The 23,979-nt window shown below is 59.9% G+C and carries 23 protein-coding genes and 1 pseudogene; 6 read left to right on the plus strand and 18 right to left on the minus strand.

Annotated features, from left to right (window positions below):
• Positions 1 to 289: 289 nt before the first annotated feature.
• From O8B93_RS28005 to O8B93_RS05875, 7 genes and pseudogenes are all read right to left on the minus strand, one after another.
• A pseudogene (locus O8B93_RS28005) lies at positions 290 to 871 on the minus strand (PAS domain-containing protein); the annotation flags it as partial.
• A gap of 239 nt (positions 872 to 1,110) precedes the next feature.
• Positions 1,111 to 2,601, minus strand: coding sequence for a mechanosensitive ion channel family protein (locus O8B93_RS05850; RefSeq protein WP_269708889.1), 1,491 nt, complete (start codon positions 2,599 to 2,601; stop codon positions 1,111 to 1,113).
• 24 nt (positions 2,602 to 2,625) lie between these two features.
• Positions 2,626 to 3,057: a CBS domain-containing protein gene (locus tag O8B93_RS05855; protein WP_269708890.1), complete on the minus strand. Its 432-nt coding sequence runs from the start codon at positions 3,055 to 3,057 to the stop codon at positions 2,626 to 2,628.
• Between the two features lie 132 nt (positions 3,058 to 3,189).
• On the minus strand, positions 3,190 to 3,603 hold the full coding sequence (locus O8B93_RS05860; RefSeq protein WP_006315949.1) for a cupin domain-containing protein: 414 nt from the start codon (positions 3,601 to 3,603) through the stop codon (positions 3,190 to 3,192).
• A gap of 77 nt (positions 3,604 to 3,680) precedes the next feature.
• Positions 3,681 to 4,439, minus strand: a complete 759-nt coding sequence (locus tag O8B93_RS05865) for an SDR family oxidoreductase (RefSeq protein ID WP_269708892.1) — start codon at positions 4,437 to 4,439, stop codon at positions 3,681 to 3,683.
• 299 nt (positions 4,440 to 4,738) lie between these two features.
• Positions 4,739 to 5,389, minus strand: coding sequence for a response regulator transcription factor (locus tag O8B93_RS05870; protein ID WP_269708893.1), 651 nt, complete (start codon positions 5,387 to 5,389; stop codon positions 4,739 to 4,741).
• A gap of 209 nt (positions 5,390 to 5,598) precedes the next feature.
• Positions 5,599 to 6,138: an RrF2 family transcriptional regulator gene (locus O8B93_RS05875; RefSeq protein WP_269708895.1), complete on the minus strand. Its 540-nt coding sequence runs from the start codon at positions 6,136 to 6,138 to the stop codon at positions 5,599 to 5,601.
• Between the two features lie 338 nt (positions 6,139 to 6,476).
• Here O8B93_RS05875 and O8B93_RS05880 point away from each other — a divergent pair, with 338 nt between their 5' ends.
• Positions 6,477 to 8,495, plus strand: coding sequence for a mechanosensitive ion channel family protein (locus O8B93_RS05880; protein ID WP_269708896.1), 2,019 nt, complete (start codon positions 6,477 to 6,479; stop codon positions 8,493 to 8,495).
• Here the strand turns inward: O8B93_RS05880 and O8B93_RS05885 are convergent.
• Positions 8,485 to 9,378 carry an AraC family transcriptional regulator gene (locus O8B93_RS05885; RefSeq protein WP_269708897.1) on the minus strand — a complete coding sequence of 298 codons (894 nt, stop codon included), beginning with the start codon at positions 9,376 to 9,378 and terminating at the stop codon, positions 8,485 to 8,487. The two genes, O8B93_RS05880 and O8B93_RS05885, sit on opposite strands and share 11 nt — an antisense overlap.
• 136 nt (positions 9,379 to 9,514) lie before the next feature.
• Between O8B93_RS05885 and O8B93_RS05890 the strand changes: the two genes are divergently transcribed.
• Positions 9,515 to 11,098, plus strand: coding sequence for a GMC family oxidoreductase N-terminal domain-containing protein (locus O8B93_RS05890; protein WP_269708898.1), 1,584 nt, complete (start codon positions 9,515 to 9,517; stop codon positions 11,096 to 11,098).
• Positions 11,088 to 11,936, plus strand: a complete 849-nt coding sequence (aroE, locus tag O8B93_RS05895) for a shikimate dehydrogenase (protein WP_269708899.1) — start codon at positions 11,088 to 11,090, stop codon at positions 11,934 to 11,936. Before O8B93_RS05890 ends, aroE begins: the two co-directional genes overlap by 11 nt.
• Before the next feature lie 108 nt (positions 11,937 to 12,044).
• Here the strand turns inward: aroE and O8B93_RS05900 are convergent, their stop codons facing one another.
• From O8B93_RS05900 to O8B93_RS05910, 3 genes are all read right to left on the minus strand, one after another.
• Positions 12,045 to 12,878: an aldo/keto reductase gene (locus O8B93_RS05900; protein ID WP_269708900.1), complete on the minus strand. Its 834-nt coding sequence runs from the start codon at positions 12,876 to 12,878 to the stop codon at positions 12,045 to 12,047.
• A 14-nt stretch (positions 12,879 to 12,892) separates the two neighbouring features.
• The gene (locus O8B93_RS05905) at positions 12,893 to 13,915 is read right to left on the minus strand and encodes an LLM class oxidoreductase (protein WP_269708901.1); all 1,023 of its coding nucleotides are present in this window, start codon (positions 13,913 to 13,915) and stop codon (positions 12,893 to 12,895) included.
• 64 nt (positions 13,916 to 13,979) lie between these two features.
• A complete protein-coding gene (locus O8B93_RS05910; protein WP_269708902.1) occupies positions 13,980 to 15,161 on the minus strand; it encodes an MFS transporter in 1,182 nt (393 codons plus the stop codon).
• Between the two features lie 155 nt (positions 15,162 to 15,316).
• Between O8B93_RS05910 and O8B93_RS05915 the strand changes: the two genes are divergently transcribed.
• On the plus strand, positions 15,317 to 16,225 hold the full coding sequence (locus tag O8B93_RS05915; RefSeq protein ID WP_269708903.1) for a LysR family transcriptional regulator: 909 nt from the start codon (positions 15,317 to 15,319) through the stop codon (positions 16,223 to 16,225).
• Positions 16,226 to 16,291: 66 nt separating this feature from the next.
• Here O8B93_RS05915 and O8B93_RS05920 read toward each other — a convergent pair whose 3' ends face one another.
• Positions 16,292 to 17,191, minus strand: coding sequence for a LysR family transcriptional regulator (locus tag O8B93_RS05920; protein ID WP_269708905.1), 900 nt, complete (start codon positions 17,189 to 17,191; stop codon positions 16,292 to 16,294).
• 188 nt (positions 17,192 to 17,379) lie between these two features.
• Here O8B93_RS05920 and O8B93_RS05925 point away from each other — a divergent pair, with 188 nt between their 5' ends.
• Entirely contained in the window at positions 17,380 to 18,072 is a 693-nt protein-coding gene (locus tag O8B93_RS05925; RefSeq protein WP_269708906.1) for a type 1 glutamine amidotransferase domain-containing protein, read from the plus strand.
• A gap of 90 nt (positions 18,073 to 18,162) precedes the next feature.
• Positions 18,163 to 19,002 (plus strand): type 1 glutamine amidotransferase domain-containing protein, encoded by an 840-nt coding sequence (locus tag O8B93_RS05930; RefSeq protein WP_269708908.1) that lies wholly within the window; start codon positions 18,163 to 18,165, stop codon positions 19,000 to 19,002.
• Positions 19,003 to 19,146: 144 nt separating this feature from the next.
• On the opposite strand, the gene O8B93_RS05935 is transcribed toward O8B93_RS05930, so the two are convergent.
• The 6 genes from O8B93_RS05935 to O8B93_RS05960 form a co-directional block, all read right to left on the minus strand.
• Positions 19,147 to 19,821 carry a 4-carboxy-4-hydroxy-2-oxoadipate aldolase/oxaloacetate decarboxylase gene (locus O8B93_RS05935; RefSeq protein WP_080813098.1) on the minus strand — a complete coding sequence of 225 codons (675 nt, stop codon included), beginning with the start codon at positions 19,819 to 19,821 and terminating at the stop codon, positions 19,147 to 19,149.
• A 98-nt stretch (positions 19,822 to 19,919) separates the two neighbouring features.
• Positions 19,920 to 20,756 (minus strand): ABC transporter substrate-binding protein, encoded by an 837-nt coding sequence (locus O8B93_RS05940; protein WP_269708910.1) that lies wholly within the window; start codon positions 20,754 to 20,756, stop codon positions 19,920 to 19,922.
• Between the two features lie 31 nt (positions 20,757 to 20,787).
• Positions 20,788 to 21,552, minus strand: coding sequence for an amino acid ABC transporter ATP-binding protein (locus tag O8B93_RS05945; protein WP_080827940.1), 765 nt, complete (start codon positions 21,550 to 21,552; stop codon positions 20,788 to 20,790).
• Positions 21,549 to 22,307 (minus strand): amino acid ABC transporter permease, encoded by a 759-nt coding sequence (locus tag O8B93_RS05950; RefSeq protein WP_269708911.1) that lies wholly within the window; start codon positions 22,305 to 22,307, stop codon positions 21,549 to 21,551. Before O8B93_RS05950 ends, O8B93_RS05945 begins: the two co-directional genes overlap by 4 nt.
• Complete coding sequence (locus tag O8B93_RS05955) at positions 22,304 to 23,011, minus strand: amino acid ABC transporter permease (RefSeq protein ID WP_269708912.1); 708 nt, start codon at positions 23,009 to 23,011, stop codon at positions 22,304 to 22,306. Before O8B93_RS05955 ends, O8B93_RS05950 begins: the two co-directional genes overlap by 4 nt.
• Entirely contained in the window at positions 23,008 to 23,787 is a 780-nt protein-coding gene (locus O8B93_RS05960) for an SDR family oxidoreductase (RefSeq protein WP_269708913.1), read from the minus strand. The genes O8B93_RS05955 and O8B93_RS05960 overlap by 4 nt, the downstream gene beginning before the upstream one ends.
• Positions 23,788 to 23,979 lie beyond the last annotated feature (192 nt).

The raw sequence follows: 23,979 nt of genomic DNA on the forward strand, positions 1-23,979 counted from the left end.
CGTCCAGCAGAGCGTTGAGGTCATCAAGCGCCCTCGTGACCGAATTCTGCGAAGCAGGCGTTGCATAGGTAAATTGCCCGATCGCATCGATCGCCCAGGCGTCGCCATAGAGTTTCTCGATGGCAAGAGCGGCCTGGACCGCATTGCGCATCTCACCGAAAGAACTGGCCCTTATCCATGGATCGCCCTGCCGCATCATTGCCGGATCGACCTCGGCACTGACGCCGTTTTCCGGCTCGAGCCGGAATTCGACCTGGCGGTAGCTGCCATCCGCCTGAAGCTGGCGGTAGCGGCTGATCTGCGGGATGCCGTGAAAGAAGGCCCGTGCCGCCGCCTGCTCGACAGCCGCCCGGTCATGCGGATGGATGGTGTCCATCGACTGGAGAATATCCTGCGGAGATCGACCAGCGGACGGATCGTCGCGATTGTCCTCCCGCGACGGCAGGACGATGTCGATCACCGTACCGTACCATCCCAGGATCGCGCCATTCCCGTCGCGTATCGGCTGACCGGTGCTTCGCGCCCAGCCATAGACACCCGTCGTGCGCAACATGCGGTGCTCGACATTGTAAGGCTCGCCCGTCCGCAGGGACCGGCGCCAGGCAGCGGCGGCCGACTCGTAATCTTCCGGGTGAATGACCCGCTTCCAGCCGAACGCGCTTTCGCCCGATTGTGAATTGAGACTTTCAAGGCTTATGCCGAAAAAGGCGAGCGCGGCCGGCGTCACATAGGTGAAATTGCCGTCGGTATCGGCCGCCCAGCCATTGCCGATAATGCGCTCGACGACCTTCGCTGCCTCAATGGCATCGATATCGGGTGGCCTTGCCGATCCCGCTCCATCCATCCCTGACTTTTCCGCGGACCTCGACATGCCTCAACCCGATCCCATCATGTTTGAGATCGCCGTGATGCGCGTTGAACCGGGACCGCAGCACAGCCATCTGGTGAGAACGGTATACCGGAGCTTGCGACAAGAACACCTGTTCCGAAGGATAGGGCAAGGATTTAGAGGGTAATCGTCAGCCCTGTGGGCCCATGGCCGGTATGGGCAGGACCACGCGCGCTGGCGTTCTTCGCCGGCACATTTCCCGGCAGCGATCATCCTGCTATTCAGGTGCTGAAGATCGTCCGGATCGACTTCAGGATAGCGGAGGCATTGCGTTCGTGTTTAGCCGGCGAGAGCGGCAGCTGGCTGACGTCACCGGAACTTGCCGACAGCATCGTCGCAACCTCCTCGGCGATCGCCGGGCGGTCGGCGATCAGCCGCGCGAAGCTTTTCTGGTCGATTTCGTAAGCGGTCACCCGCGTCAGTGCCTGCAGCGTATAGGCTTCGCCCATTCCCGCAAGGAGCCCGGTTTCGCCAAAGAAATCCCCCGGCGAGAGGCGTCTTTTTTCCTGTTCGCCGTGTTGCATCGAGACGACACCGGTGCGGATGATCATCATCGAGGGCAAAGCCTCTCCGTGGGCGACGATGACTTCACCTTGGCGATACTCACGTTCGCTGCCCGACTGCGCCAGCTTTTCTCTTTCAGCCCTGGTCAGTCTGGAGAGGATCGGATTTTCGTCTATGACCTCCTGCAAGGTGGCTTCAGCCCGCCGGGAAATCTCGGCAGACGCAACACCGTTCATGACGGCTGTTGCCGAAGGCGGCATCGCGAGCTGCAACCCGATCGATCGGCAATGGCGATAGAACCGGTCGATCACCTCGTTCTGTGCCTTTATCCGCAGCATCGGATTGCTCACCCGGAAAAACAGATGGATTTCCAGGGCGGTGGCGTCCAGACCGCTCATCGAAACCAGTGGCGGCGGTTCCCTCAGGATTGAATTGCAACCGGCCAGAACCGTGGTCATGGCCTCCTCGATCATGGATGGAGCATGTGTCGGTACCAGCCGCACCGTCATCTTGAGAAGATGCGTTTCATCGGGCCGGCTGACATTGGTCAGCTTCAGCTTGGCAAGAACACTGTTGGGCAGAACAACGATATTGTTCGCACCCGTCAGGATCTGCGTGGAACGCCATGTGCTCGCAATGACCCGGCCTTCCGTACCATCTTCAAGAAGAATCCAGTCACCCAGCGCATAGGTGTGGCCAAGGTTGAGAGCAACGCCGGAAAAGACATCGCCCAGCGTGTTCTGCAGGGCAAGGCCGAGGGCAATGGCGATGACGCCTGATGTTGCGACCAGCGTCCCAACCGGAACACCGAACACGAAAGCAAGGGCCGACAGCGCGACGCACACATAAACGACGCCAACGACGATATCCTGCAACAGACGCGCCTCGCGCGGCCTGCCCTCCAGTACCAGATAGATCCGCACGAAGCCGATAACCGCCCAGGAGAGATGAAGCCACCACAACAATTGGGCAAAGACAATAAAAACGGCATGCTCATCGCCGGTCCACAGGTCTTTCGGTGGACCAAGCGGAATTTTTCCAAGAACGAGAACGAAGGTCATCGCCCCGAAAAAGGCGATCTGCACCACGAGCCGGAGATTGGAACGCCGCGGACCGATGCGCTTCCACACCGCCATTCCGGCAAGACCGAGAATGATCAGCCATGCCAGTGACGAAGCGGCAATTTCACCCATATATGCCTGCAGCATCGTGATCCTCCCGATCTCCGGTGGTCAATAACCGATGCCGGCGATATAATTCGCCAGCATGTGCTCCTGCAGTTGCTCCTGTTCGAAGAGCACTTTCAGGGCATCGCGCATATCGAGGACGCCGAGAGGCCTTGCATCCGCATCGAGCACCGGCATGTTCTGGACACGATTGTCCACCATCACCTGCCATGCCGTCTGCAATTCGTCTGCCGGGCTGCAGGAAACAATGTTTCGGCTCATCAGAGATTCAACGCTCGCCTCCTGCTCTCCATCCGTCAGATGCCGGATGAGATCGGACTTGCTGAGCACACCCGCAGCCTTGCCGCCTTGTCCGCGAACGACGGCAAGCCCGATCCCCGGGTTGGAAAGCGTCAGGGCCGCTACCTGCAACGTGGCGGCGACATCGATCACCATCAGGCGCGCCGACGTCATGGGATAGAGTTTTTCGATGCGCATGAATTCCTCCTGACGGCGCGCACTGGCGCAGCCTGGACCATCAATTTGACTGTGACAGGAACGGGGTGGCGCCGCTTACCGGCGCCACCCCACCGTGAAAGTGCGGCGAGGATCGCACTCTTCGCAGTCAGCTTATTTTTCGTAGACCGTCAGATTGGTTTCGTTGGTATCGACCACGAACACGGCGAGCAGGCGCGCGCGCTCCGTCTTGCTTGCATTTTCGCTGACGGCATGATGATCGCCCGGATACTCGGAAAAATTCTCGCCGGCGTGATAGACGGTCACCGGCCCATTATTGACCTGGCTGGTGATCGCACCCTCAAGAACAGTCGCGTAGATGAATGCGGAATTGGGATGTGTATGGGCCGGCGACGTACCACCCGGGGCGTATTCGACGAGCACGCCCTTTAAGCTTTTGCCCGGCACATTCGGCAGCGGCTGGTCGTAAACCACCTTTACGTTTTCACCGCTATTGGTGTCATGCGCCGTGGCCGCAGCCACGGAGGCAAGGACGAGCGCCGTTGCGCAGAGAAGTGTTCTGATCATTTTTCAACTCCTGGAAATGGAGGCCCGCGGTCCCGAAAGACCGGCGAAGCCGAAAGGGTTTTGTCAGCGCAAACCGCTTATTTTTTCTGGGCGGCGGAGAGCGCCAGCCAGTCTTCGAAGCGGATAGCTCCGAGGCGGGCGCCGTCATCCGGAACCAGTGTCCGGTCGTCAATGGAAACCTCGAAATAACGGGCACGCGGGTCGGCGACGATGCTGCGCGGATCGCTGGTGGCCTTGAGATAACGCGCGATGAACTCGTTCATCGGCGCACGCTCCGGGCCGGCGATCTCGATCACACCGTTCACCGGCGCGGCGAGAGCGGCATCAGCCATGGCATCAGCGACATTGTCTGCCGCGATCGGCTGGAATGCACCGGTCGGCACGCGAACCGTCGTACCTTCAGTTGCGGATTGGGCGATGGCGCCGACGAACTCGAAGAACTGGGTTGCATGCACGATCGTGTATGGAACGCCCGACTTGCGGATATGTTCTTCCTGGAGCAGCTTGGCGCGAAAATATCCCATCTCCTGCATGCGGTCGGTGCCGACGACCGACAGAGCGACGTGGTGACGAACACCCGCGGTCTTTTCTGCCGCAAAAAGATTGCGACCGGCCGCTTCAAAGAAATCCATGGCGGCCTTTTCTTCGAAGGACGGCGAGTTCGCCAGATCGATCACAACCTCCGCACCCGCCAATGCGCCGGCAAGGCCTTCTCCCGTCACGGTATTCACACCCGAATTCGGAGAAGCGGCAAGCACCTCATGTCCCTTCTTGCGAAGCCGTTCGACGGTCTTCGAACCGATGAGGCCGGTCCCTCCGATAACAACGATTTTCATGTTCAATCTCCTGGTTTCAAGTTTGATTTGAATTTCCGGAACTGCTGCCGGCGTGCCTTTGCCGAGGCCGCTTCCTTGATGAGCGAAGCTTTTTCCTTCGGGGACAATGCGTCACGGCGGGCCGTTCGCCTATCGAACGGAGGCATCGACCATCTAGTCCCAGAGTACAGGTAGGATAGATCGGGTGATTAGATGCCCCGACCGACCCCAATGCGACGGCTGCCCGCGACGAGAGGCGGCCTCACGTCTTGTCGAGGGTCAGGGCATAGCGACTGGGAATAAGGTGGCGGTGTTCAGGCTCAGGCTTGCGGCTTTTCACGCAGGCTGGAGGGCAGTGAATCCCAGGCGCGGATCAACTCGCCGACGGACGTGGTCCGCATCTTGCGCATCACATTGCTGCGGTGGAGCTTCACCGTAATCTCACTTATTCCGAGTTCGAAAGCGATCTGCTTGTTGAGGCGGCCGCGCACCACTTCGCCAAGGACCTGGCGTTCACGGGGTGTGAGGGTATCAAACCGGGTAACATGCTGATGGATATTTTCCGCTTGCGCCCGCTGTTCCACGTCTCGCTGGATCCCGGCAATCACGGCATCCAGCAACGTCTGGTCCCGCACCGGTTTTGTCAGGAAGTCGACGGCGCCAGCCTTCATGGCCTGCACGGTCATCGGAATATCACCATATCCCGTCAGAAAGACGATGGGTTTGGTGACGCCACGCGTCGAAAGCTGCTGTTGCAGGTCAAGGCCACTCGCGCCCGGCATACGCACATCCAGCACCAGACAACCAGGCCGGTCGGGAAGGCCGACATTCAACAGTTCCCGGGACGAGGCAAAACAGGCGACGGCGAGGCCAACCGATTCCATCAGCTCCTGAAGGGAGTGGCGAACGTCTTCGTCATCATCGACGACGAGAACCAGCGGTTCATCCGCAGCGACAGTGGTGGTGGCCATTCATCATCTCCCGAAACGGCGGGTTGCGGACGTGAGGATGCACGGCTCACCAGCCTCATCGCGCCATGGTCGAATGTGCATCGACGGGTGAAAAGCTTCGTTATCGGCCAAAATGACTGTATCCTTCATCGCTCCACCACCTACTCATCTGCCTCAGCGACCGCGTCCCGGTGCCGACCCGCAATCCGGTCTCCTGCTCCAGTTTCAGGTCAGGGCAACGACCCATCTTCCGTGACTGTCCGGCGGGTTCGCCCCTTCACCTTGAGATCAAGCCATTGGCGGACATCCTCGGAGAATTCCGGCGGGGCCTTGCGACCGAAATCGCCGGCTATATCGGCCAGAGTCTGGCTCGCAAGCGAATCCCGCATCGCCTTTTCCGCGCGCAACATCACCGCGTGCACCGCGCACACACCTTTGGTCGCCCATGATGGCGGACGCTGCCGAAAAACGGCACAACGACCGCGAATTTCCTGACAGTCAAACAGGGGCTTCCTGCCTTCGATGGCGTCGACGACTTCGAGGACGGTGATATCTCCGGGCGACCTTGCCAGCAGATATCCGCCTTTGATCCCCTCGGATGCGGACACGATCCCCGCCTTCTCCAGCTTCGGAAATATCTTCGCCAGAAAGCTCGGAGAAATTCCCTGCAGTTCAGCCAGATCGCGGCTGCTGAGCGGCGCGCCAGGCGAACTCGCCAACCACAGGAGACAATGCAACCCGTATTCCACACCTGCCGTCATCTGAGCCATAACGCGGACTATAGTTGTCCGAGTTAAAGCTGGCAAGCATCAATTTAAACCGCCTGCTGGAGTGCTGCAGTTATCGCATGCAAACAGCGCCACCACGCAAGGCCATCGGCCTAACCCGATCACTTATACGACCAAGCCGAAAGGTTAGCTGGATGTGCCGAGTTGCCAGCAGAAGCGACCCCTTCGTATGACTGGGCGGAGACGCTGCCCGTGTGACATCGTGTTCATCCATCAAGGACCGGCGCCTGCATGGATTGTGAGAACGGAAGCCCTCGGTGCGAGGAGAGAAAACCTCATGGACCGCAAGGCATGTTATAGCGAAGATAACGGAAGCACTCATGAAATGGCTCGCGGCATTACTTGTGTTTCTCGGGACGATTCCCACCGTGGCGCAGGCACCGCTCCCGGATGTCGTACAGCAAGACATCTCGCCCGTGACGGCGCCTCCGCAGAAGATCGACGACCTGATGCGGCTGCTCAAAGACCCCGAAATCAGCCGCTGGATAGAGGTACAGGCTGCGCAGAAAACCGGCACTGCGGCATCTGCAGAATCCAGCTCTCCTGAAACGACCTCGGTGGGTGATGTGGTCAGGGAAATGGCGGCGTGGGAGGAACGCGCGCGCGGTCGTTTCCAAACGGTGATCTCGGCAATGCCGGATATTTCCGGTGAAATCGAGCGGGTTTTTCTTCGCCTGCGGGCGGACGCAACGGGTAATGGCCACACCACGGCCTCCATCGCCCTTTCCCTGTTCATCGCGCTGGGAATAATGGCGGAATGGTTTTTTCGCCGGCGGTGGCAACGGCACGGCAAGGGGATCGAACATTACCTGCCGACCCTTGTTTTCGCGGCTTTCATGGCAGCCTCATTATTTGCAATCGAATGGCCGTCCCTCGTTCGGCTGGTGGCCACCTGTTATCTTCTGGCCTTCGTTGCCTATCGCCTCGTGGCGACGGCCATCGGGCATGCCGCCCATCCGGAAGTTCACGGACGATTAAAGATAATCGTCGGCATTGGGCTCGCCATGACGGCCTCGACGGCAACAGGCACGATCCTCGAGGTTGATGCCAATGTTCTGCAAGCGGCCGTCTTTCTCGTTTCCTGCATCATGCTGGGGCTTTCTGTCGAACTCGTCTGGTACAGTGCCAACCGAAGTGTCGCGACAAAGATCCTGCTTTGCCTTTATCTTGCGGGTGTCTGGCTGCTCTGGTGCCTTGATCTCAGAACAGCCTTCTGGATCGGCCTCTATATTCTCCTGCTTCCCCCCATGATGCGTGCCATCGGCCACGCCATACGCGGCTATGTTGCGGTTCACTTCCTGATGCCGGCGTCGGACAGCCGGAGCGTCCTTCTCGTTCGCGGCGCCCGAGCGGCGATCACCGGGCTTGCCATTGCCTGGATAGCCGTCGTCTGGGACATGGACGGCCACATGATCGGCCATGGCGACCCGCACACAGCGACACTGTTCTACGGATTTCTGAAAAGCACCGTCATAGTGCTACTCGCCGATCTGGTGTGGCATCTCACCAAGGCCGCCATCGATCGAAACATCATGACGGCCCCGGCCGGTTCGGAGGCCGAAAATCCCGCGGAGGAAACCCACGCCACCCGCCTTCACACGCTGCTTCCGATTCTGCGCAACGTGCTGGCGGTTTCGCTTTTCATCGTCGCAGGTCTCGTCATCCTCGGCCAGCTCGGTGTCGATATCGGTCCGCTGATAGCCGGTGCAGGCATTTTCGGCGTGGCGATCGGTTTCGGCTCCCAGGCGCTGGTGCGCGATGTCATCAGCGGCATCTTCTACCTTTTTGACGATGCCTTCCGGGTCGGCGAATATATTCAGGCGAAGAACTACAAGGGCACGGTGGAAGGTTTCAGCCTGCGTTCGGTCAAGCTGCGACATCATCGTGGGCCGCTCTTCACCGTTCCCTTCGGCGAACTCGGCGCGGTCGAAAATATGAGCCGGGACTGGTCCAAGATAAAATTTTCCGTCACCGTGCCCTATGACACTGACATCGAGAAGGCCCGCAGGATCGGCAAGGCGATCGGTCAGGAGCTGCTGGGGGATCCGGAACTCGGGCCCCTTTTCATCCAGCCCCTTAAAATGAAGGGTGTCGAGGAATTTGGCGAATACGGGATCGCCATCAGCTTCGCCATGGTCACCGTGCCGACCAGCCAGCAAAGTTTCATCCGCCGCTCCGCCTACGCGATGCTGCGCGAGGCCTTCCAGAAAAACGGCATCGCCTTCGCCCAGCCAAGCATTCAGGTCGGCGGCGGCAAGTCGCCGGAGGCCGCAGCCGCAGCCTACCAGTCGCAGCTCCCCACCAGGGCAGGCGAGCAGGAAGACAGAACTAATCCTTAGTGCCGGCTGGCAATTGCCAGCGCTGGGTCTGGTCGAACTGCCGGCGGTAATCACCTGGCGTCATGCTTCTGGCCGCACGGAACTGGCGCGAAAAATGCGCGGCATCGGAAAAGCCGGTCTCCTCGGCGATCCGGGCGAGAGACAGATCCGTCTGCGCGAGCAGACGGCATGCACCACCAACACGCAACTGGCCGACATATTGACTGATGGTCATGCGGGTGGAGCGCTTGAAAAGCCGCTGCAACTGGCTGTCACTGAGATGTGCTATCTCGCTCAGGGGCTTGATGCTGATGGCCCCGGTATAATGGGCGTGAATATGATTGAGCACCCGTTGCATGCGCGCCCGGTCGCGCGGCACGGTGCTCGCCGTCACTTCCCCGGCAGAAAGCGGCCTGCGGTTGGACGCGCGGGAGAGATCGACGAGAACGCCAAGCAGCGTCAATATCTGCTGTTCCGGCGCGATTTCATGCAGTGTCGCCAGACGCTCACGCACTTTCGCCAGCGCGTCGTCGCCGAAACAGATGCCGTGACCGCTTTCAACGAGCAGCGGCTTGATGGCCATCAGTTCCGGCGTCAGCGCGATCAGACCCTCGATCCAGTCGCGGGTAAACCAGCAGACCACCGCGCGATGAACACCCGGCGCTTCTATCAAGCCGTGCGACTGCCAGGCATGCGGCAGGTTCGGGCCGAGAAGAACAAGATCACCATCGCCGTAGCTTTCCACCGAATCCCCGACAAAACGCATGCCGGCGCTGTTGAGCGTCAGGGTCAGCTCGAATTCGGGATGGTAATGCCAGTTGAAGGGAAATTCGGGCAGACGGCGATCGAACAGTAGCCACGAACGGTCGGACGGGACGCTGACGGCCTCGAACCACGGCTCCATCTCTTTCGACCTTTCTCGCAAATCACGGCAGCAGAATGCGGCAATCATACAAGAAAACGCCGCAAGCGGGAATGGTCGATCCAGCCGCGATGATTATCCTCGGTTAAAAAGCAGACCATGAGGAGAACGAAGAAACATGTCTTTCGGTCCACAGGGAGACCCCGGCGGCAAACCCGATATCGTCATCATCGGCTCTGGCGTCGGCGGAAGCGCGGTCGCGCTGAAACTTGCCGCGACGGGTGCGAAAATACTGATCATCGAGCGGGGCGAAAAACTGCCGAACGAACCCGAAAACGCCGATGCGGACGCCGTTTTCGTTCAAAGCCGTTATCGCACCACCGATCTCTACCGCGATGAAACCGGGCGGACCTATCGCCCCGGCCAATATTATTACGTCGGCGGCCATACCAAATTCTACGGAACCGCCATGTTCCGTTTTCGCGACCGCGACTTCCGCGAAGTTGAGCATAAGGATGGGATCTCGCCAGCATGGCCTGTTTCCTATGCGGAACTGGAGCCATTTTACGCCGAGGCCGAACGGTTTTTCGGCGTCAGGGGCCGGGCCGGAGACGATCCGACCGAGCCGCCGCGCTCAACACCCTACATCCATGCGCCGATCCCACACGAGCCCGTCATCGGCCGTGTGGCGAAGGGCTTCGAGCGGCTTGGCCTGCGCCCCTTCCATATGCCTTCGGCAATCGACTATGGCCCCGGCGGCCTCTGTCGACGCTGCGGCACCTGCGATGCCTTCGTGTGCCGTTTCGATGCCAAGGGCGATGCCGAGACCCGGCTTCTGCGCCCGGCATTAAGACACCCAAATGTCTCGCTGCTGACCGGCGCGCGGGTGCGTCGGCTGATTGCCGATGAGGATGGCAAACATATCGTGGCGGTGGAAATCGAACGGGCGGGCGAAATCACGACAATCGAGGCGCCGCTTTTCGTTCTCTCGGCGGGTGCCATCAACTCCGCCCTCATCCTGCTTCGCTCGGCAAACGAGAAAAACCCGAACGGCCTTGCCAATTCCTCCGGCGTGGTCGGCCGTTACCTGATGAACCACCATCTGAGCGGGCTGATGGGCCTGTTGCCCTTCACCGTCAACGACACACGCTTCCCGAAAACGATGTCGCTCAACGATTTTTACGAAGGCACGCCGGGCGATGCGGCCGCCCGCGGCAATGTCCAGATGCTGGGCAACATTCAAGGCCCGATGATCCGCGCCGCCTATCCCTGGATACCAAAACCTCTGGCCAATCTCCTCGCCCGACACAGTGTCGATTTTCTCGTCATGTCGGAGGACACGCCGAAACATGACAGCCGGGTAAAGCCATTGGGGGAAAATGGGGCGGAGGTGATCTACCGTCCCGGCGACCGGGAAGCCCATCAGCGATTTGTGCGGCACATGCGTTCCTTGTTGAGAAAAAACGGTTTTCCCGTCGTTCTCGGCCATTCCTTCGGCATCGAGGCGCCATCGCACCAATGTGGCACCGTGCGCATGGGTGACGACCCGAAAGAGGCGGCGCTCAATTCCCTTTGCCGGACCTACGATCACCCCAATCTCTATGTCGTCGATGCCGGGTTCTTCCCGTCCTCGGCAGCTCTCAATCCCGCGCTCACCGTTGCGGCACAGGCGTTGCGTGTCGGTGATCATATTCGTCAAAGCCGGTTTTCAAGCCTTCGCGCCCATGACATTTCATCCACGGAGAACAACGATGCCCCATGACTTTCTCGCCGAGATAACCGGCTCCTTCGCCATGCCGGCCGGGGAGAACCCAACGGTCGCCATGATCGAGGCTGCCTATCAGCATCACGGCCTGAACTGGCGCTATATCAATCTGGAGGTCAGCCCTGAAAACCTGAAGGATGCCGTGGCGGGTGCGCGTGCGATGGGCTGGGCCGGTTTCAATTGCTCCATTCCCCACAAGGTCGCGGTCATAGAGCATCTCGACGGCCTGGGAGAATCCGCCGAGATCATCGGCGCGGTCAACACCATCGTCCGGCGGGGCGAAAGGCTGATCGGCGAAAACACCGATGGCAAGGGTTTCGTCAAGGCGCTTCGCGACGTCATCGATCCCAAGGGCAAGAAGGTCGTGCTGTTCGGCGCTGGCGGGGCAGCGCGTGCGGTGGGTGTCGAGGTGGCACTCGCCGGTGCCGCGCATATCACCATCGTCAACCGCAACCGGGAACGTGGTGAAACCGTGGCGCGGCTTATTGACGAAAAGACGCCCGCCACCGCCGTCTTCGCCGCATGGCAAGGTGCCTTCGCCATTCCCGAAGCGACGGATATCGTCATTCACGCCACCTCGGTCGGCCTTTATCCCGATATAGACGGCCTGCCCGACATCGATCTGAAAACGCTGCGTCCATCCATGGTCGTTGCCGATGGCATCCACAATCCACCGCGCACGCGGCTGATCCGCGCCGCAGAGGCCGCGGGCTGCAAGACGGCCGATGGTCTCGGCATGCTGGTCAATCAGGGCGTCATCGGCATCAAATATTGGACCGGAGTCGATGTCGACGCCTATGTGATGCGGCAGGCGCTCATCGAGCTCAATCTCTAAGGGCATCGATAGGCGAAACGAACGCTCCTCCTGCCGGAGACGCGCTTCATCCACGATGGGCATTTGAACAATTGAAGGGAGGGGCAAGATGCCCCTCCCCTCCGGATATCAGGCAGCCTTGTCCCAGACCGGCGCAAGACCATCCGGCGAGACGATGCGGCCACCCGGAACAGCCAGAGCATGGATGGCGGCCATTTCATCGGCCGAAAGTGCGAAGTCAAAAATCGCAAAATTTTCGGCAACGCGAGCCTCGCCAACCGTCTTGGACAGCGCAATGACGCCCTCCTGCTGAACGAGCCAGCGCAGCACCACCTGCGCGACCGACTTGCCGTGTCGGGCACCTATATCCTTGAGGACCGGATCGTTAAAGACCTTGCCATCGGCCATGCCGAAATAGCCGGTGACCGAGATGCCGGCCTTTCTTGCCGCGGCGCCGACCACGTCCTGATTGAGATAAGGATGGTACTCGATCTGGTTGGTGACGATCGGTGCCTTGGAGAGCTTGACCGATTCAGCCATCAACCCGGTATTGAAGTTGGAAACGCCGATGTGGCGAACCTTGCCGGCCTCCTTCACCTCGTTTAGCGCACCGATCTGCTCGGCAAGCGAAACCGCTTCATTCGGCCAGTGCAACAGAAGCAGATCGACATAATCGGTCTTCAGCTTCGTCAGGCTCTCTTCGACGGATTTGATGAAGGCGTCATGCCTGTAATTCTCGACCCAGACCTTGGTGGTCAGGAAGATATCGCCGCGAGCGACGCCGGAATTAGCGATGGCTTCGCCAACTTCCGCTTCATTGCCATAAATCTGCGCGGTGTCCACATGGCGGAAACCGGCCTTCAGCGCATGCGGAACGATCCTGAGAACATCGGGGCCGGGCATGCGGAAAGTGCCGAAGCCGAGGGCCGGAATGGTGGCGCCATTGGCGGTTACGTTGTGCATTGGTTTCTCCTTGGTTATTCCGCAGCGGTCTTCGCCGGGGAGGATTGGCGGTTGAGGACAGGCAGGACATCGCGCGACAATTCATCGATCACCTCATCGAGCGGCCGCCGCGAAGGCCGCAGCAGAAGTGCGAGATGATCGACGCCGGCGTCTTCCAGCGCATTGAGATGGTCGATGAAGGCATTGCGCCCGAGCCGCGCGCCGAAACGGCGCGGTGTCGGTCGCTCGCCCGGATCGTCAGCGAGATCGAGGTGGAAAGCACTGACAAAGGCGCCGCGCGGCAGGCCGAGGCTTTTGCGGGCGGCAGTCCAGTCCCGCGCCTGGGCGGCGAGCCGTTCCAGCCCGTTGGGATAGACGAACCGCCCTTCCATATTGGCGGCGATCCACTCCGGGGACTGTTGGCCCTGCCCGGCAATAATCATCGGAATCTGCGACTGCAGCGGCTTCGGCAGCAGATCGAGGCCCGGTTCGATCCGGCCGTCACCGAGCGGCAGGCCGGCCTTTCCGGCATCGCGCAGATAGGAGACGGCAACACGAAACGCTTCGCCGCGGCCCTCGAAATCGAGACCGAGCAGCGGATATTCCACCGGCCGGTCGCCGGAGGCGACGCCGAGGATCAGCCGGCCGCCGGAAAGCTGATCGACGGAGGCTGCGGCCTTGGCGACCATCATCGGATGACGTAGCGGCAGGACGATGGCCGCCGTGCCGAGCGCCACGTTTTCGGTGATACCGGCGAGGTAACCGAGATTGACGAAGGGATCATAGACCGAACCGGCATCGCCGAAATTATTCGGATCGAAGACCGGCACGTCGCGCATCCACACAGCGGCGAAACCGGAGCGGTCGATCTGGCGGATGAGAGCGGGATAGCGGGTGAGATCGGGAACGCCGAAGGGACGGCCTTCCCGGGCGCGCTGTTCTTCCCGTTCCTGCGACCAGTCATTGTCGAGCGGCAGCTCGATGCCCAACGTCAGGCCGCCCGCAGGTTTGCGAATGAGGTCAAGCGCAGAAGAATGGCCTGTGTTTGAAGGGGACATCAGAATTCTCCGGAATAAATCGGGGGGGGTTCGGCCCGGCGCCCATGTGCCGGGCCTTCAGGCATCAGGCGGCCTTCAGCACGGGGGCTGCACGGCGGTCGAGTGCGCCGCTCCAGATGGTCAGTAGCAGGGCGACCGCGACGAGGATGGCGCCAACCCACGGGGTTGATACGAGGCCCAGCGGCGATTCAACGACCAGACCGCCGAGCCATGCACCGATGGCGATGCCGAGGTTGAAGGCGGCGATGTTCAGCGCCGAGGCGACATCGACGGCACCCGGACGGTGTTCCTTGGCGAGCTGCACGACATAAAGCTGCAGGCCCGGGACATTGGCAAAGGACAGGAAACCGAGAGCTACCAGCGTGATGAGGGTCAGGACCGGCGAGACAGCGGTGAAGGAAAAGACGAGCAACACGATGGCTTGCGCCAGGAAGAGGCCGATCAGTGCCTTGACCGGATTGTGGTTGGCGATCCTGCCGCCGCCGATATTACCGGCAGCAATGGCAATGCCGTAGAGCACAAGGATCAGGCTGACGCTGGATTCGGAAAAGCCGGTAACATTCTGAAGGATCGGCGCCAGAAAGGTGAAGGCGACGAAGGTGCCACCGTAGCCGAGAGCGGTCATGGCGAAGACGATGAGCAGGCGGCCGGAACCGAGCACGCGGACCTGATCGAGAATGCTCGCCAGAGGGGCTTTTTTCAGCGTGTTCGGCAACAGGGCAGCAATACCGGCAAGGGCAACGATGCCAAGAGCGGCCACCACCCAGAAGGTCGCACGCCAGCCGAAGACCTGACCGATATAGGTGCCGATCGGCACGCCGGTGACGATGGCGACCGTCAGACCCATGAACATCATGGCGATGGCAGAGGCGCGACGGTTTTCCGGCACGAGATCGGCGGCGATGGTAGAGCCCACCGAGAAGAAGACGCCGTGAGCGAAGGCCGCAAGGACGCGGGCGACGAGCAGAAGCTCATAGCTCGGCGACAGGGCCGCGACGGTGTTGCCGACGATGAACAGGGCCATAAGGCCAAGCAGTAGCGGCTTTCTTTCAATCTTGCCGGTGAGCGCCGTCAGGATCGGCGCGCCGAAGGTGACGCCGAGCGCGTAGACGCTGACGATGAGGCCGGCAAGCGGCAGGGTAATGTGGAGATCGTTCGCCACCGTCGGCAGAAGACCGACAATGACGAACTCCGTTGTTCCGATCGCATAGGCCGCAATCGTCAAGGCGAAGATGGCTAGGGGCATGACAGGTTCCTCTCCGCTCACCGCCCGGGTGAGGGTTGCAGGGACAGCGTCGCTGTCGGTTGGAATTGCTGTGATGCAATATGGTCGAAGAGGGCTTGTGTGATAATCGACACCATTGGATAAATAGCTTTGAATTGAATTCACAGGATGGACACATGGACAATCGCACCGGCGAAATGGAGGTGTTTGTGAGCGCTGCGGAATTGCAGAGTTTTTCGGCAGCGGGACGACGCCTGAAACTCTCGCCATCGGCCGTCAGCAAGCTCGTCACCCGCGTCGAGGACCGGCTCGGCACCCGCCTGCTCGTCCGCTCCACCCGGATGATGACGCTGACGCCGGAGGGGGAAATCTACCTCGCCCGGGCCCGGCGGATTCTGGCCGATATCGCCGAGACGGAGCAGATCGTGGCAGCGGGTGGAAAACTGGTACCGCGGGGACTGCTGCGGGTGAATGCTTCCGTTGGTTTCGGCGAAAGGTTTCTCCTTCCGCTCGTACCGGCCTTTCTCGAACTCTATCCCGAAGTCCAGCTCGATATCTCGCTGACTGATGGCATTATTGGTCTGATCGAGGAGCGGACGGATATCGCCATCCGCTCCGGGGCCATGGATGACTCATCCCTGAAAGCCAGGAAACTGCTCGAGAGCCGGCGGGTCATTATCGCGTCGCCCTCCTACATAAAACGGCACGGAATGCCGAAAACACCGGCCGATCTCGCCGCCCATAATTGCTTCAGTTTCAATTTCCGGCGCAGCCTCAATGAGTGGCCGTTCCGTGATCCGGGATCGACGGAAATCTACCGCCTGCCGGTATCCGGTAACAGTTCCGTCAACAGCGGCATGATTATGCGCCGGCTCTGCCTTGCCGGCACCGGTCTCGGCCGGGTGGGCCAGTTCCATGTCCAGCCCGACATCGATGCCGGGACGCTCGTCCCCGTGCTGGAGGACTACAATCCCGAAGATATCGAAGAAATTCATGCCGTCTTCGCCGGACATGAGCACCTTGCGACCCGCATCCGCGCCTTCATAGACTTCCTGGCTGAACATGTCGGCAAGGACCGGGCATAACGGTTGATGGAATTGCGCGTCGTGTCAGGCGTCGTTAAGGCGCTGGCAGCACTGCCCCGCTCGCGATTATTTCTCCGCAAGAAAGTCGATGAGCGCGCGTGTCGCGGCCGACAGGCGGCGATGCGGAGCGAAGATCAGCGAAAAAGACCGGGAGCGGCCCTGCGCATGGTCCAGCACCTCGACAAGACGCCCCTCTTTGACGCGGTCACGAATGATGAAATCATAGGTCTGGCAGATGCCAAGACCGCTTTCGGCCAGGGACACCACACCCAGCACATCGTCAAACACACGGATGCGTCCGGGGGGCGTCCAGTCCAGATCGCGGCCGTCGACATGAAACAGCCACGGCGCACAACGCCCCGTGCTTGGCATCACGAAAGGCAGACATTGGTGTTCCGCCAGGTCTTCGACACGCCGCGGCATGCCCGCCCGTTCGAGATAATGCGGGGCTGCAACCAGACGCAACGGAGCGTCTTCCAGTTTGCGCGCCACCAGCCCGCTATCGGGCAAGGGGCCGAGACGGATCGCCAGATCGTAACCTTCCGCCACCAGATCGACGTTGCGATTGGTGATGCTCAATTCGATCTGGACTTCTGGATAGGCCCGCATGAAACGCTCCAGCATGGCAGGCAGCCGGTAATGGCCATAGGTCGTCGGCACGCTGATACGGACATGGCCGGTCAGCGAGGCTCCCGTCGGCCCCTGAATTGCACGCTCGGCATCGTCGATCATCGAAAATGCCGCTCGTGCCTGTTCGAGATAGGCCCGGCCTTCATCTGTCAAATTGAGGCGCCGTGTGGTTCGCCGCATCAGCTGCGCGCCAAGCCGGGTTTCCAGACGGGTAATCGCCCTGCTGAGAACCGATGCCGTCGTCGCAAGCGCAACGGCCGCTTCGGTCATCGAGCCTTTTTCGGCAACGGTGATGAATGCCTCCACGTCGCCGAGATGATCAAACCGCCGCCCCATTTTGGCCCCTTGCGAATAAGTCAGCTTTCTGCGGCCAGCCTTATCCCCGATCATCACGTCCATAAAGTGATTTCGTCGCTTCAAGAAGAAATGAATTCCCTGAAGGCGCATTTATCCGCTCCATCGGCTTCAATATGTTTGCTTCATCAAAGGCCATCCAGCCTCGTCTCTGATGTCAGGAGCAATTCATGACAAGCGCAACTCAGCCTATCAAACCGGTTCTCTTCGTCCTTACCAGCCATGGCACCAAGGGCGAAACGGGCGAGCCCACGGGCTTTTACCTCGGTGAGGTCACCCATCCTCTCGCCGTTCTCGATGCCGCCGGCATCCCGGTCGAATTCGCTTCCATCGATGGCGGCGAGCCGCCGGTCGATGGCCTCGACCTCAATGACCCGACCAATGCGCGCTACTGGAACAGCGAAGGTTTCCGCCGTGCCATCCGCAACACCTCACGCCTTGCCGGTCTTGATCCGGAAAATTACGCGGCGATCTTTTTCGCCGGCGGGCACGGCGCAATGTGGGACTTCCCGACAAGCCTGGCGGTCAACGACCTCACCCGCGGCATTTACGAGGCCGGCGGCGTTGTCGCTGCGGTTTGCCACGGCCCTGCAGCCCTGGTGAATGTCACGCTCAGCAACGGCGCTCATCTCGTCGCCGGCAAGAATGTCGCCGCCTTCACCGATGACGAGGAGCGGGCCGTCAAGCTGGACAAGACCGTCCCCTTCCTGCTGGCCAGCACACTCACGGCGCGCGGCGCACATCATCATCCGGCCGCCGACTGGACGGCGAAGGTCGTTGTCGACGGAAGGCTGGTCACGGGCCAGAACCCACAATCGGCGACCGGCGTCGGTGAAGCCTTGCGTGACCTTCTGACCGCCTGAACGGCATCACCGCACCACCCCACCAACACAACAACACATCAGCGCTCCCCGCCCATGCGGGGCGGGGAGTGCCCATGTCTGGAGAAAACCATGAAACCCATCCGCACTTTCGCTCTCACCCTGGCTCTCGGAACCGCCGCATTCAGCGCACAGGCAGCCAATGTCCTGGTCGTCCTGTCGGATTCAGACCGCCTCGACCTCAAGGACGGCAAGGTTTTCGAGACCGGCTTTTATCTCAACGAGTTGATGCAGCCGGTGAAGGCACTGCTGGACGCCGGTCATGACGTCACCTTCGCCACACCGAAGGGGAGCGCCCCTACCCTCGATAAATCCTCGGTGGACAAGATGCATTTCGGTGGCGACGTTGCCGCCATGGAAGAAAGCAGCGCGCTGCTCGAAAAGCTCAACCTGACCTCGCGGGAAAAGTCGCCGGTCGTCAGCCTCGCCCGCGTCGAACAGATCGGTTACGACCATTTCGATGCCGTTTATGTGCCCGGCGGTCATGCACCGATGCAGGACCTCCTCGTCAGCCCGGAAATGGGCAAGCTCCTGACCGACTTCCACACCAAGGGCAAGACCACGGCACTTGCCTGCCATGGACCAATCGCGCTGCTGTCCACCCTGCCCGATGCGACAGCCTTCACCGCGAAACTGGAGACAGGCGGTTCCACCAAGGCCGGAGGCTGGATCTATGCCGGCTATAAGATGACCGTCATCAGCAATGAGGAAGAGGGTATCGCCAAGGGTCTGCTCAATGGCGGAGAAATGAAATTCTACCCGCAGACGGCCCTGGAAGCGGCCGGGGGTGACTTCATCAGCAATCAGACGCCGTTCACGTCCCACATCGTGACCGACCGCGAACTGATCACTGGCCAGAACCCCGCTTCCGCCCAGGCTGTGGCTGAAGAGTTGCTGAAGCGTCTGAAATAAGCCGGGCAAAGAAAGACGTGCCAGTAGCGGCCATCCGTCAGTCAGCCATTGGAATCTTGCCATTGGCTGACTGCGTACATTCTACAGTTTACCTTTGGCGATTTTCGCCAAAGGAATTACTGAACAGCGTTCCCAGTTCCGGGATCAGATATCGACAACCAGCCCCTTCGCTTTCAGCACAGGCTCAAGATTGCTGACCTCGATCACCGATTTACCCTGTTTGTAGGCCTCTATGAAACCGGCCTCGGCATCCTCACGGGCTTGCGAAAGCCGTGCGGCTTCCTGAGCCTCCGCGCGACGCACGACAACCAGACCGTCGGCATCGCCGACGACAATATCGCCCGGATTGATGATTTCGCCGCCAACGATAATGCTGTCATTCACTGCCGCAATGGTTTCCTTGACGGTTCCCTTGATGCAGACGCTGAGGGAAAACACCGGGAAACCGAGGTCTCGCAGTTGCAGCGTATCGCGCACGCCTGTGTCCGTCACCAAACCGCCAATACCTTTTGCGAGGCAGGCATTGGCCAGGACGTCACCGAACGAGCCCGCTTCCTCATATTCGCCAGCCGAAACGACAATGATATCGCCGGGCTTGGCGTAATTGATCGCAAGCTGCAACATGATGTTGTCACGGGGTGCACATCTGACGGTGAAAGCCGGGCCGCACAGCTTCATCCGGTAATCGACGGGTTTGAGACGGGAGGACAATGCGCCTCTTCGACCCTGCGCCTCATGGATGGTGGCGGGCGAAAACTTTGCAAGCGCTTCGATGTCCGCCTTGCTTGGCCGTTCTGCTATATCTTTGATGTGGATCATAAAACCTCCCACGGTAAGGCTGGCGGCGGGAACGTCCCGCCGCTCGCATTTGAGTTCAGGTGGATGTTGAAATCGATGCTGCGGACTAAGCCGGCAGATCAGGGGATGGGGTCGAACTTCAGCTCGGAAAGCGGGACAACCTTGTCTGTGCGGGTCATCTTGTATTCCGTATCCGGGCCAAGCCACTTGTTCCAGATCGTGTTGATCTCGCCATCGGCATCAAGCTTGCGCAGAATTTCATTGATCTTGGCGGTCAGGGCCGGATTGTCTTTCGCCATGCCGATGCCGATTGGCTGATAGAGCATCGGCTCTTCGATCATCCGCATCGGCTTGCCTTTGCTCTTCGATTCATTGACGAATTTCGTGGTCGTCATGGTGTTGGCCACCATGCCGCGCGCCTTGCCCTGCTGAACGGCAAGATAGGCGGATGCCGTATCCTGGAAGGTCAAGGGCTCCGACTTGTTGAGCTTGATCGACATTTCGGAGGTCGAGCCCTTGGTTGAAGCGACACGCTGGCCTTCATAGTCGGACTTCTTCTTGCCGGCATCGTCAACCGGAACGATCAGCATTTCCTTGGCGAGATAATAGGGATCGCTGAACTGGATCTGCTCGGCGCGGCTTTGTGTGTAGGCAAGATTGGCAACGGTGATATCGACACGGCCGAGCTTCACTTCGGGAACGCGGGCCTCGACCGATACCGGCTTGATCTCCGCCTTAACCCCGAGTTCCTTCGCGATGGCCTTGCAGAGATCGACATCGAAACCGGCCATCTCGCGGGTTTTCGGATCCGGCGCGGCAAAGGGAACAACATCGGCGAAGGTCGCGCAGCGCAGCACCTTGTTCGCCGTGATCGTATCGAGCTGATCCGCCACGGCGGGCGACGCGGCTGCGGTGCCCAGAACTGCGGCGGTAAGTGTTAGGCATTTCCAGTTCATTACGGTTCTCCTTTTATATTATTGGCTGTTATCAGTGACGCAGATCGGCGAGGAACCGCTGCGCGCGCGGATGGCGGGGTGTCTTGAAGAATTCTTCCGGCGTCGCTCTCTCGAGTATTTCGCCGGCGTCGATGAACCAGATGCGGTCCGCGACTTCACGCGCAAACCCCATTTCATGGGTGACGCAGAGCATAGTCATGCCTTCCGCCGCCAGGCCCTTCATCACGGCCAGCACTTCGCCAACCATTTCCGGATCGAGCGCGCTGGTGGGCTCATCGAACAGCATGACGGGCGGCTCCATGGCCAGCGCACGCGCAATCGCCACGCGTTGCTGTTGCCCGCCGGACAATTGACCGGGATAAGCGCCGGCCTTGTCGGCCAGGCCGACACGCTCAAGCAATGCGAGTGCCTTTTGCCGCGCGATATCAGGCGAAACACCTTTGACGCGGATGGGTGAAATCGTGACGTTTTCGACAACGGAGAGATGCGGAAACAGATTGAAACTCTGGAACACGAAACCGATCCTGCTGCGCAGAAGGTTCAACTCCCTGGTGCGCGTGGCGGCGTGAATGTCCCGCCCATCGAGCGTAATCGAACCGCTGTTGATTTCCTCGAGGCGATTGACAGTGCGGATCAGGGTCGATTTTCCGGAGCCGGACGGGCCGCAGATCACCACCACCTCGCCACGCGCAACTTCGGCGTCGATGTTCTTGAGGACCTGATAGTCACCATAACTCTTGCAAACATTCGAGATGCGGATCGTCTGCTGGGGCGTCGCTGATGCGGTCGTGGTCATGGCTGCTCCGTTAAGATTTTTGCCTGCGTCAAGGACGCCTGATGCGGGCGGCCCGCCACGCCGGCGCGGCGGCGGGCGATGCGGCGTTCGACGGCATTTGCGAGATAGGTCAGACTCCAGCAGAGGGCGTAATAGACCACCGCAAGAATGAGAAATACCTGGAAGGGCTGCGTCAGAAGCTGGTTGTTCACCTGGCTCGCTGCAAAGGTCAGATCAGGTACATTGATGACATAACCGAGCGTCGTGTCCTTGATCGTCGCCACGAAGGTCGAGATCATGCTCGGGATCATGTTGTAGAGCGCCTGCGGCAGGATGATGAAGCGCATCGCACTGCCATAGCTGTGGCCAAGGGCTTTTGCCGCATCCATCTGCCCGACGCCGAGGGCAACGATGCCAGCCCTTACCACCTCACTCAGGAATGCGCCCTGATAGACGACAAGCGTTGCCAGCATGATGGCGAAACTTGGCACATCCGCACCGGTCCAAAGCGGAATGAGGAAATAGGTCCACAGGATGAGCATCAGCAACGGCACGCCGCGCGTAACGTAGACCAGTGCCGTCACCGGCCATCGCAGGACGCGCAATGTCGACAAACGCGCCAGCGCCATGAGGATGCTCACCGGAAAAGCGAGAGTGATCGCGAGCGCCGAGAGAATGAGCGTGTTCACGAGCCCGCCGAGAGGGCCATTCGGATATTGGCCGATCAAGAGCAGCAGCCAGTAGTCGTGAATGATGGTAACGATATCCCCGATCATGCGCGCGCCCTCCAGGCCGGATCAAGGCGCGTGGACAGATAAGCTCCGGCTCCCATGATCAACAGCGAGAAGAAGAGATAGAGAACCGTGCCGACGAGGTAGATTTCGAAGGTCTGGAAACTCAGGTTTTCGATTTCCTTGACCGCATGGGTCAATTCAGACGCGCCGATGACAAGCGCCAGACTGCTATTCTTGAACAGGGAGACGCTGTGATTGATGAGCGGAGGCAGCGCGTTGCGCACGCCCTGCGGCATGATGACGAAACGCATCGCCGAGAGATAGCTGTGTCCCAGCGCCTTTGCCGCTTCCATCTGCCCCGGACTGACCGAGCGCAAACCGGAACGTAGATCCTCGCTGAAATAAGCCGCCTGACACAGGCCGAGACCCACCACGGCGAAGATTGCTTCAGCATTATGATCCGTCAGCCAGCCTGTCAGGCCGGAAGGCAGCAACGTGAAGATGCCGAAGTACCATAGCATCAACTGCACCAGTGTCGGCACGTTGCGATGATAGGAAACATAGGCTGCGACCAGCCGATCCCCGAAGCGGAAAGGCGAAAAGCGGATGCAGAGCAGGATGAGCGCGAGCGACATGGCAAGCGACCAAGAACCGATGAAGATAATGAAGGTCATCTCGATGCCGTGAACCAGCATCGCGATATATTCCTGATTGCTCAGGATAGCCGAAAGATCAAAGCCGCTCACGGCTTCTGCTCCTTCTTTGTGCATTCCTCGGCTGCTGCCTGGGGTTTGGCAGTTTGAAGGCCGCCCATGACCTGCAATGTCGGGGTGATTTCCATATGGCCAATATTGACGGCAACCGGCGCGGCAATGGCAAAACCGATCGCATCGGCAATGTCTTCCGCCTTCGGCAATTCGAAACCGTCAATGAAGCGCTCACGGACGCTCGGATCATTGCCGTGAACGTGGCTGAAAATATCTGTCGCCACGCGGCCGGGGCAGATTTCCGTCACGCGAACGCGCTTGCCGAATGCATCGATCCGCAGCTGGTTCGAGAGCATGGCGACGCCAGCCTTCACGGCGTGATAGGTGGAATTGCCGCCGAAACTATAATTTCCGGCGATGGATGAGATATTGATGACGTGGCCGCGATCGCGCTCCACCATGCCCGGAACGATCAGCCGGCAGATGTGGAGGACGGCGCGCAGATTGACGTCGACCAGAAGATCGATGTCGGCTTCATCCGCCTCGAGAAACTTCTTCGGGCGATCCACGCCGGCATTGTTGACCAGAATATCAAACTGCACCCGGCTTGCGAGGTCGGCAATCGCAGCACGATCCGTCACGTCGATGACATGCGCGACACAGCCAGTCCGATCGGCCAGTTCCTTCAATGCATCGGCACTGCGGGCGACGGCATGGACTTCAATGTTTTCGCGGCGCAGCCGTTCGACGACTGCAGCGCCGATACCGGACGAAGCGCCAGTGACCAATGCGGTCTTGTAATCGGAAAATGGCATTCTGATCCCCTTGTCGTTGCCATAGAGATTAGCGAAGCTTTATTTGCTTGCCTAAGACCGATTACTTTTGGAGTAATAAGCAACTTTTATGGAGCCCGAAGCGCCATGGTTTCCGGGCAAAAAGCCTGATGGAATCCGCTTCGCACAGGTTTGCGGAAGATTCCTGTTCCCGGTTCGCATTGCAAAACGGGG

Origin of the sequence: Martinezella rhizogenes (assembly GCF_027460065.1) — a bacterium.
GTDB classification, from domain to species: Bacteria; Pseudomonadota; Alphaproteobacteria; order Rhizobiales; family Rhizobiaceae; genus Agrobacterium; species Agrobacterium rhizogenes_C.

Bases quoted from the DNA above. Each gene is read 5' to 3' on its own strand.
- O8B93_RS05850 (WP_269708889.1), bottom strand. From the start codon at position 2,601: ATGCTGCAGGCATATATGGGTGAAATTGCCGCTTCGTCACTGGCATGG.
- O8B93_RS05950 (WP_269708911.1), bottom strand. From the start codon at position 22,307: ATGATCGGGGATATCGTTACCATCATTCACGACTACTGGCTGCTGCTC.
- O8B93_RS05940 (WP_269708910.1), bottom strand. From the start codon at position 20,756: ATGAACTGGAAATGCCTAACACTTACCGCCGCAGTTCTGGGCACCGCA.
- O8B93_RS05960 (WP_269708913.1), bottom strand. From the start codon at position 23,787: ATGCCATTTTCCGATTACAAGACCGCATTGGTCACTGGCGCTTCGTCC.
- O8B93_RS05905 (WP_269708901.1), bottom strand. From the start codon at position 13,915: ATGTCCCCTTCAAACACAGGCCATTCTTCTGCGCTTGACCTCATTCGC.
- O8B93_RS05870 (WP_269708893.1), bottom strand. From the start codon at position 5,389: ATGGCCACCACCACTGTCGCTGCGGATGAACCGCTGGTTCTCGTCGTC.
- O8B93_RS05920 (WP_269708905.1), bottom strand. From the start codon at position 17,191: ATGGGGCGGCGGTTTGATCATCTCGGCGACGTGGAGGCATTCATCACC.
- O8B93_RS05910 (WP_269708902.1), bottom strand. From the start codon at position 15,161: ATGCCCCTAGCCATCTTCGCCTTGACGATTGCGGCCTATGCGATCGGA.
- O8B93_RS05880 (WP_269708896.1), top strand. From the start codon at position 6,477: ATGAAATGGCTCGCGGCATTACTTGTGTTTCTCGGGACGATTCCCACC.
- O8B93_RS05945 (WP_080827940.1), bottom strand. From the start codon at position 21,552: ATGACCACGACCGCATCAGCGACGCCCCAGCAGACGATCCGCATCTCG.
- O8B93_RS05900 (WP_269708900.1), bottom strand. From the start codon at position 12,878: ATGCACAACGTAACCGCCAATGGCGCCACCATTCCGGCCCTCGGCTTC.
- O8B93_RS05855 (WP_269708890.1), bottom strand. From the start codon at position 3,057: ATGCGCATCGAAAAACTCTATCCCATGACGTCGGCGCGCCTGATGGTG.
- O8B93_RS05925 (WP_269708906.1), top strand. From the start codon at position 17,380: ATGACAAGCGCAACTCAGCCTATCAAACCGGTTCTCTTCGTCCTTACC.
- O8B93_RS05875 (WP_269708895.1), bottom strand. From the start codon at position 6,138: ATGGCTCAGATGACGGCAGGTGTGGAATACGGGTTGCATTGTCTCCTG.
- O8B93_RS05890 (WP_269708898.1), top strand. From the start codon at position 9,515: ATGTCTTTCGGTCCACAGGGAGACCCCGGCGGCAAACCCGATATCGTC.
- O8B93_RS05915 (WP_269708903.1), top strand. From the start codon at position 15,317: ATGGACAATCGCACCGGCGAAATGGAGGTGTTTGTGAGCGCTGCGGAA.
- aroE (WP_269708899.1), top strand. From the start codon at position 11,088: ATGCCCCATGACTTTCTCGCCGAGATAACCGGCTCCTTCGCCATGCCG.
- O8B93_RS05865 (WP_269708892.1), bottom strand. From the start codon at position 4,439: ATGAAAATCGTTGTTATCGGAGGGACCGGCCTCATCGGTTCGAAGACC.
- O8B93_RS05860 (WP_006315949.1), bottom strand. From the start codon at position 3,603: ATGATCAGAACACTTCTCTGCGCAACGGCGCTCGTCCTTGCCTCCGTG.
- O8B93_RS05930 (WP_269708908.1), top strand. From the start codon at position 18,163: ATGAAACCCATCCGCACTTTCGCTCTCACCCTGGCTCTCGGAACCGCC.
- O8B93_RS05885 (WP_269708897.1), bottom strand. From the start codon at position 9,378: ATGGAGCCGTGGTTCGAGGCCGTCAGCGTCCCGTCCGACCGTTCGTGG.
- O8B93_RS05935 (WP_080813098.1), bottom strand. From the start codon at position 19,821: ATGATCCACATCAAAGATATAGCAGAACGGCCAAGCAAGGCGGACATC.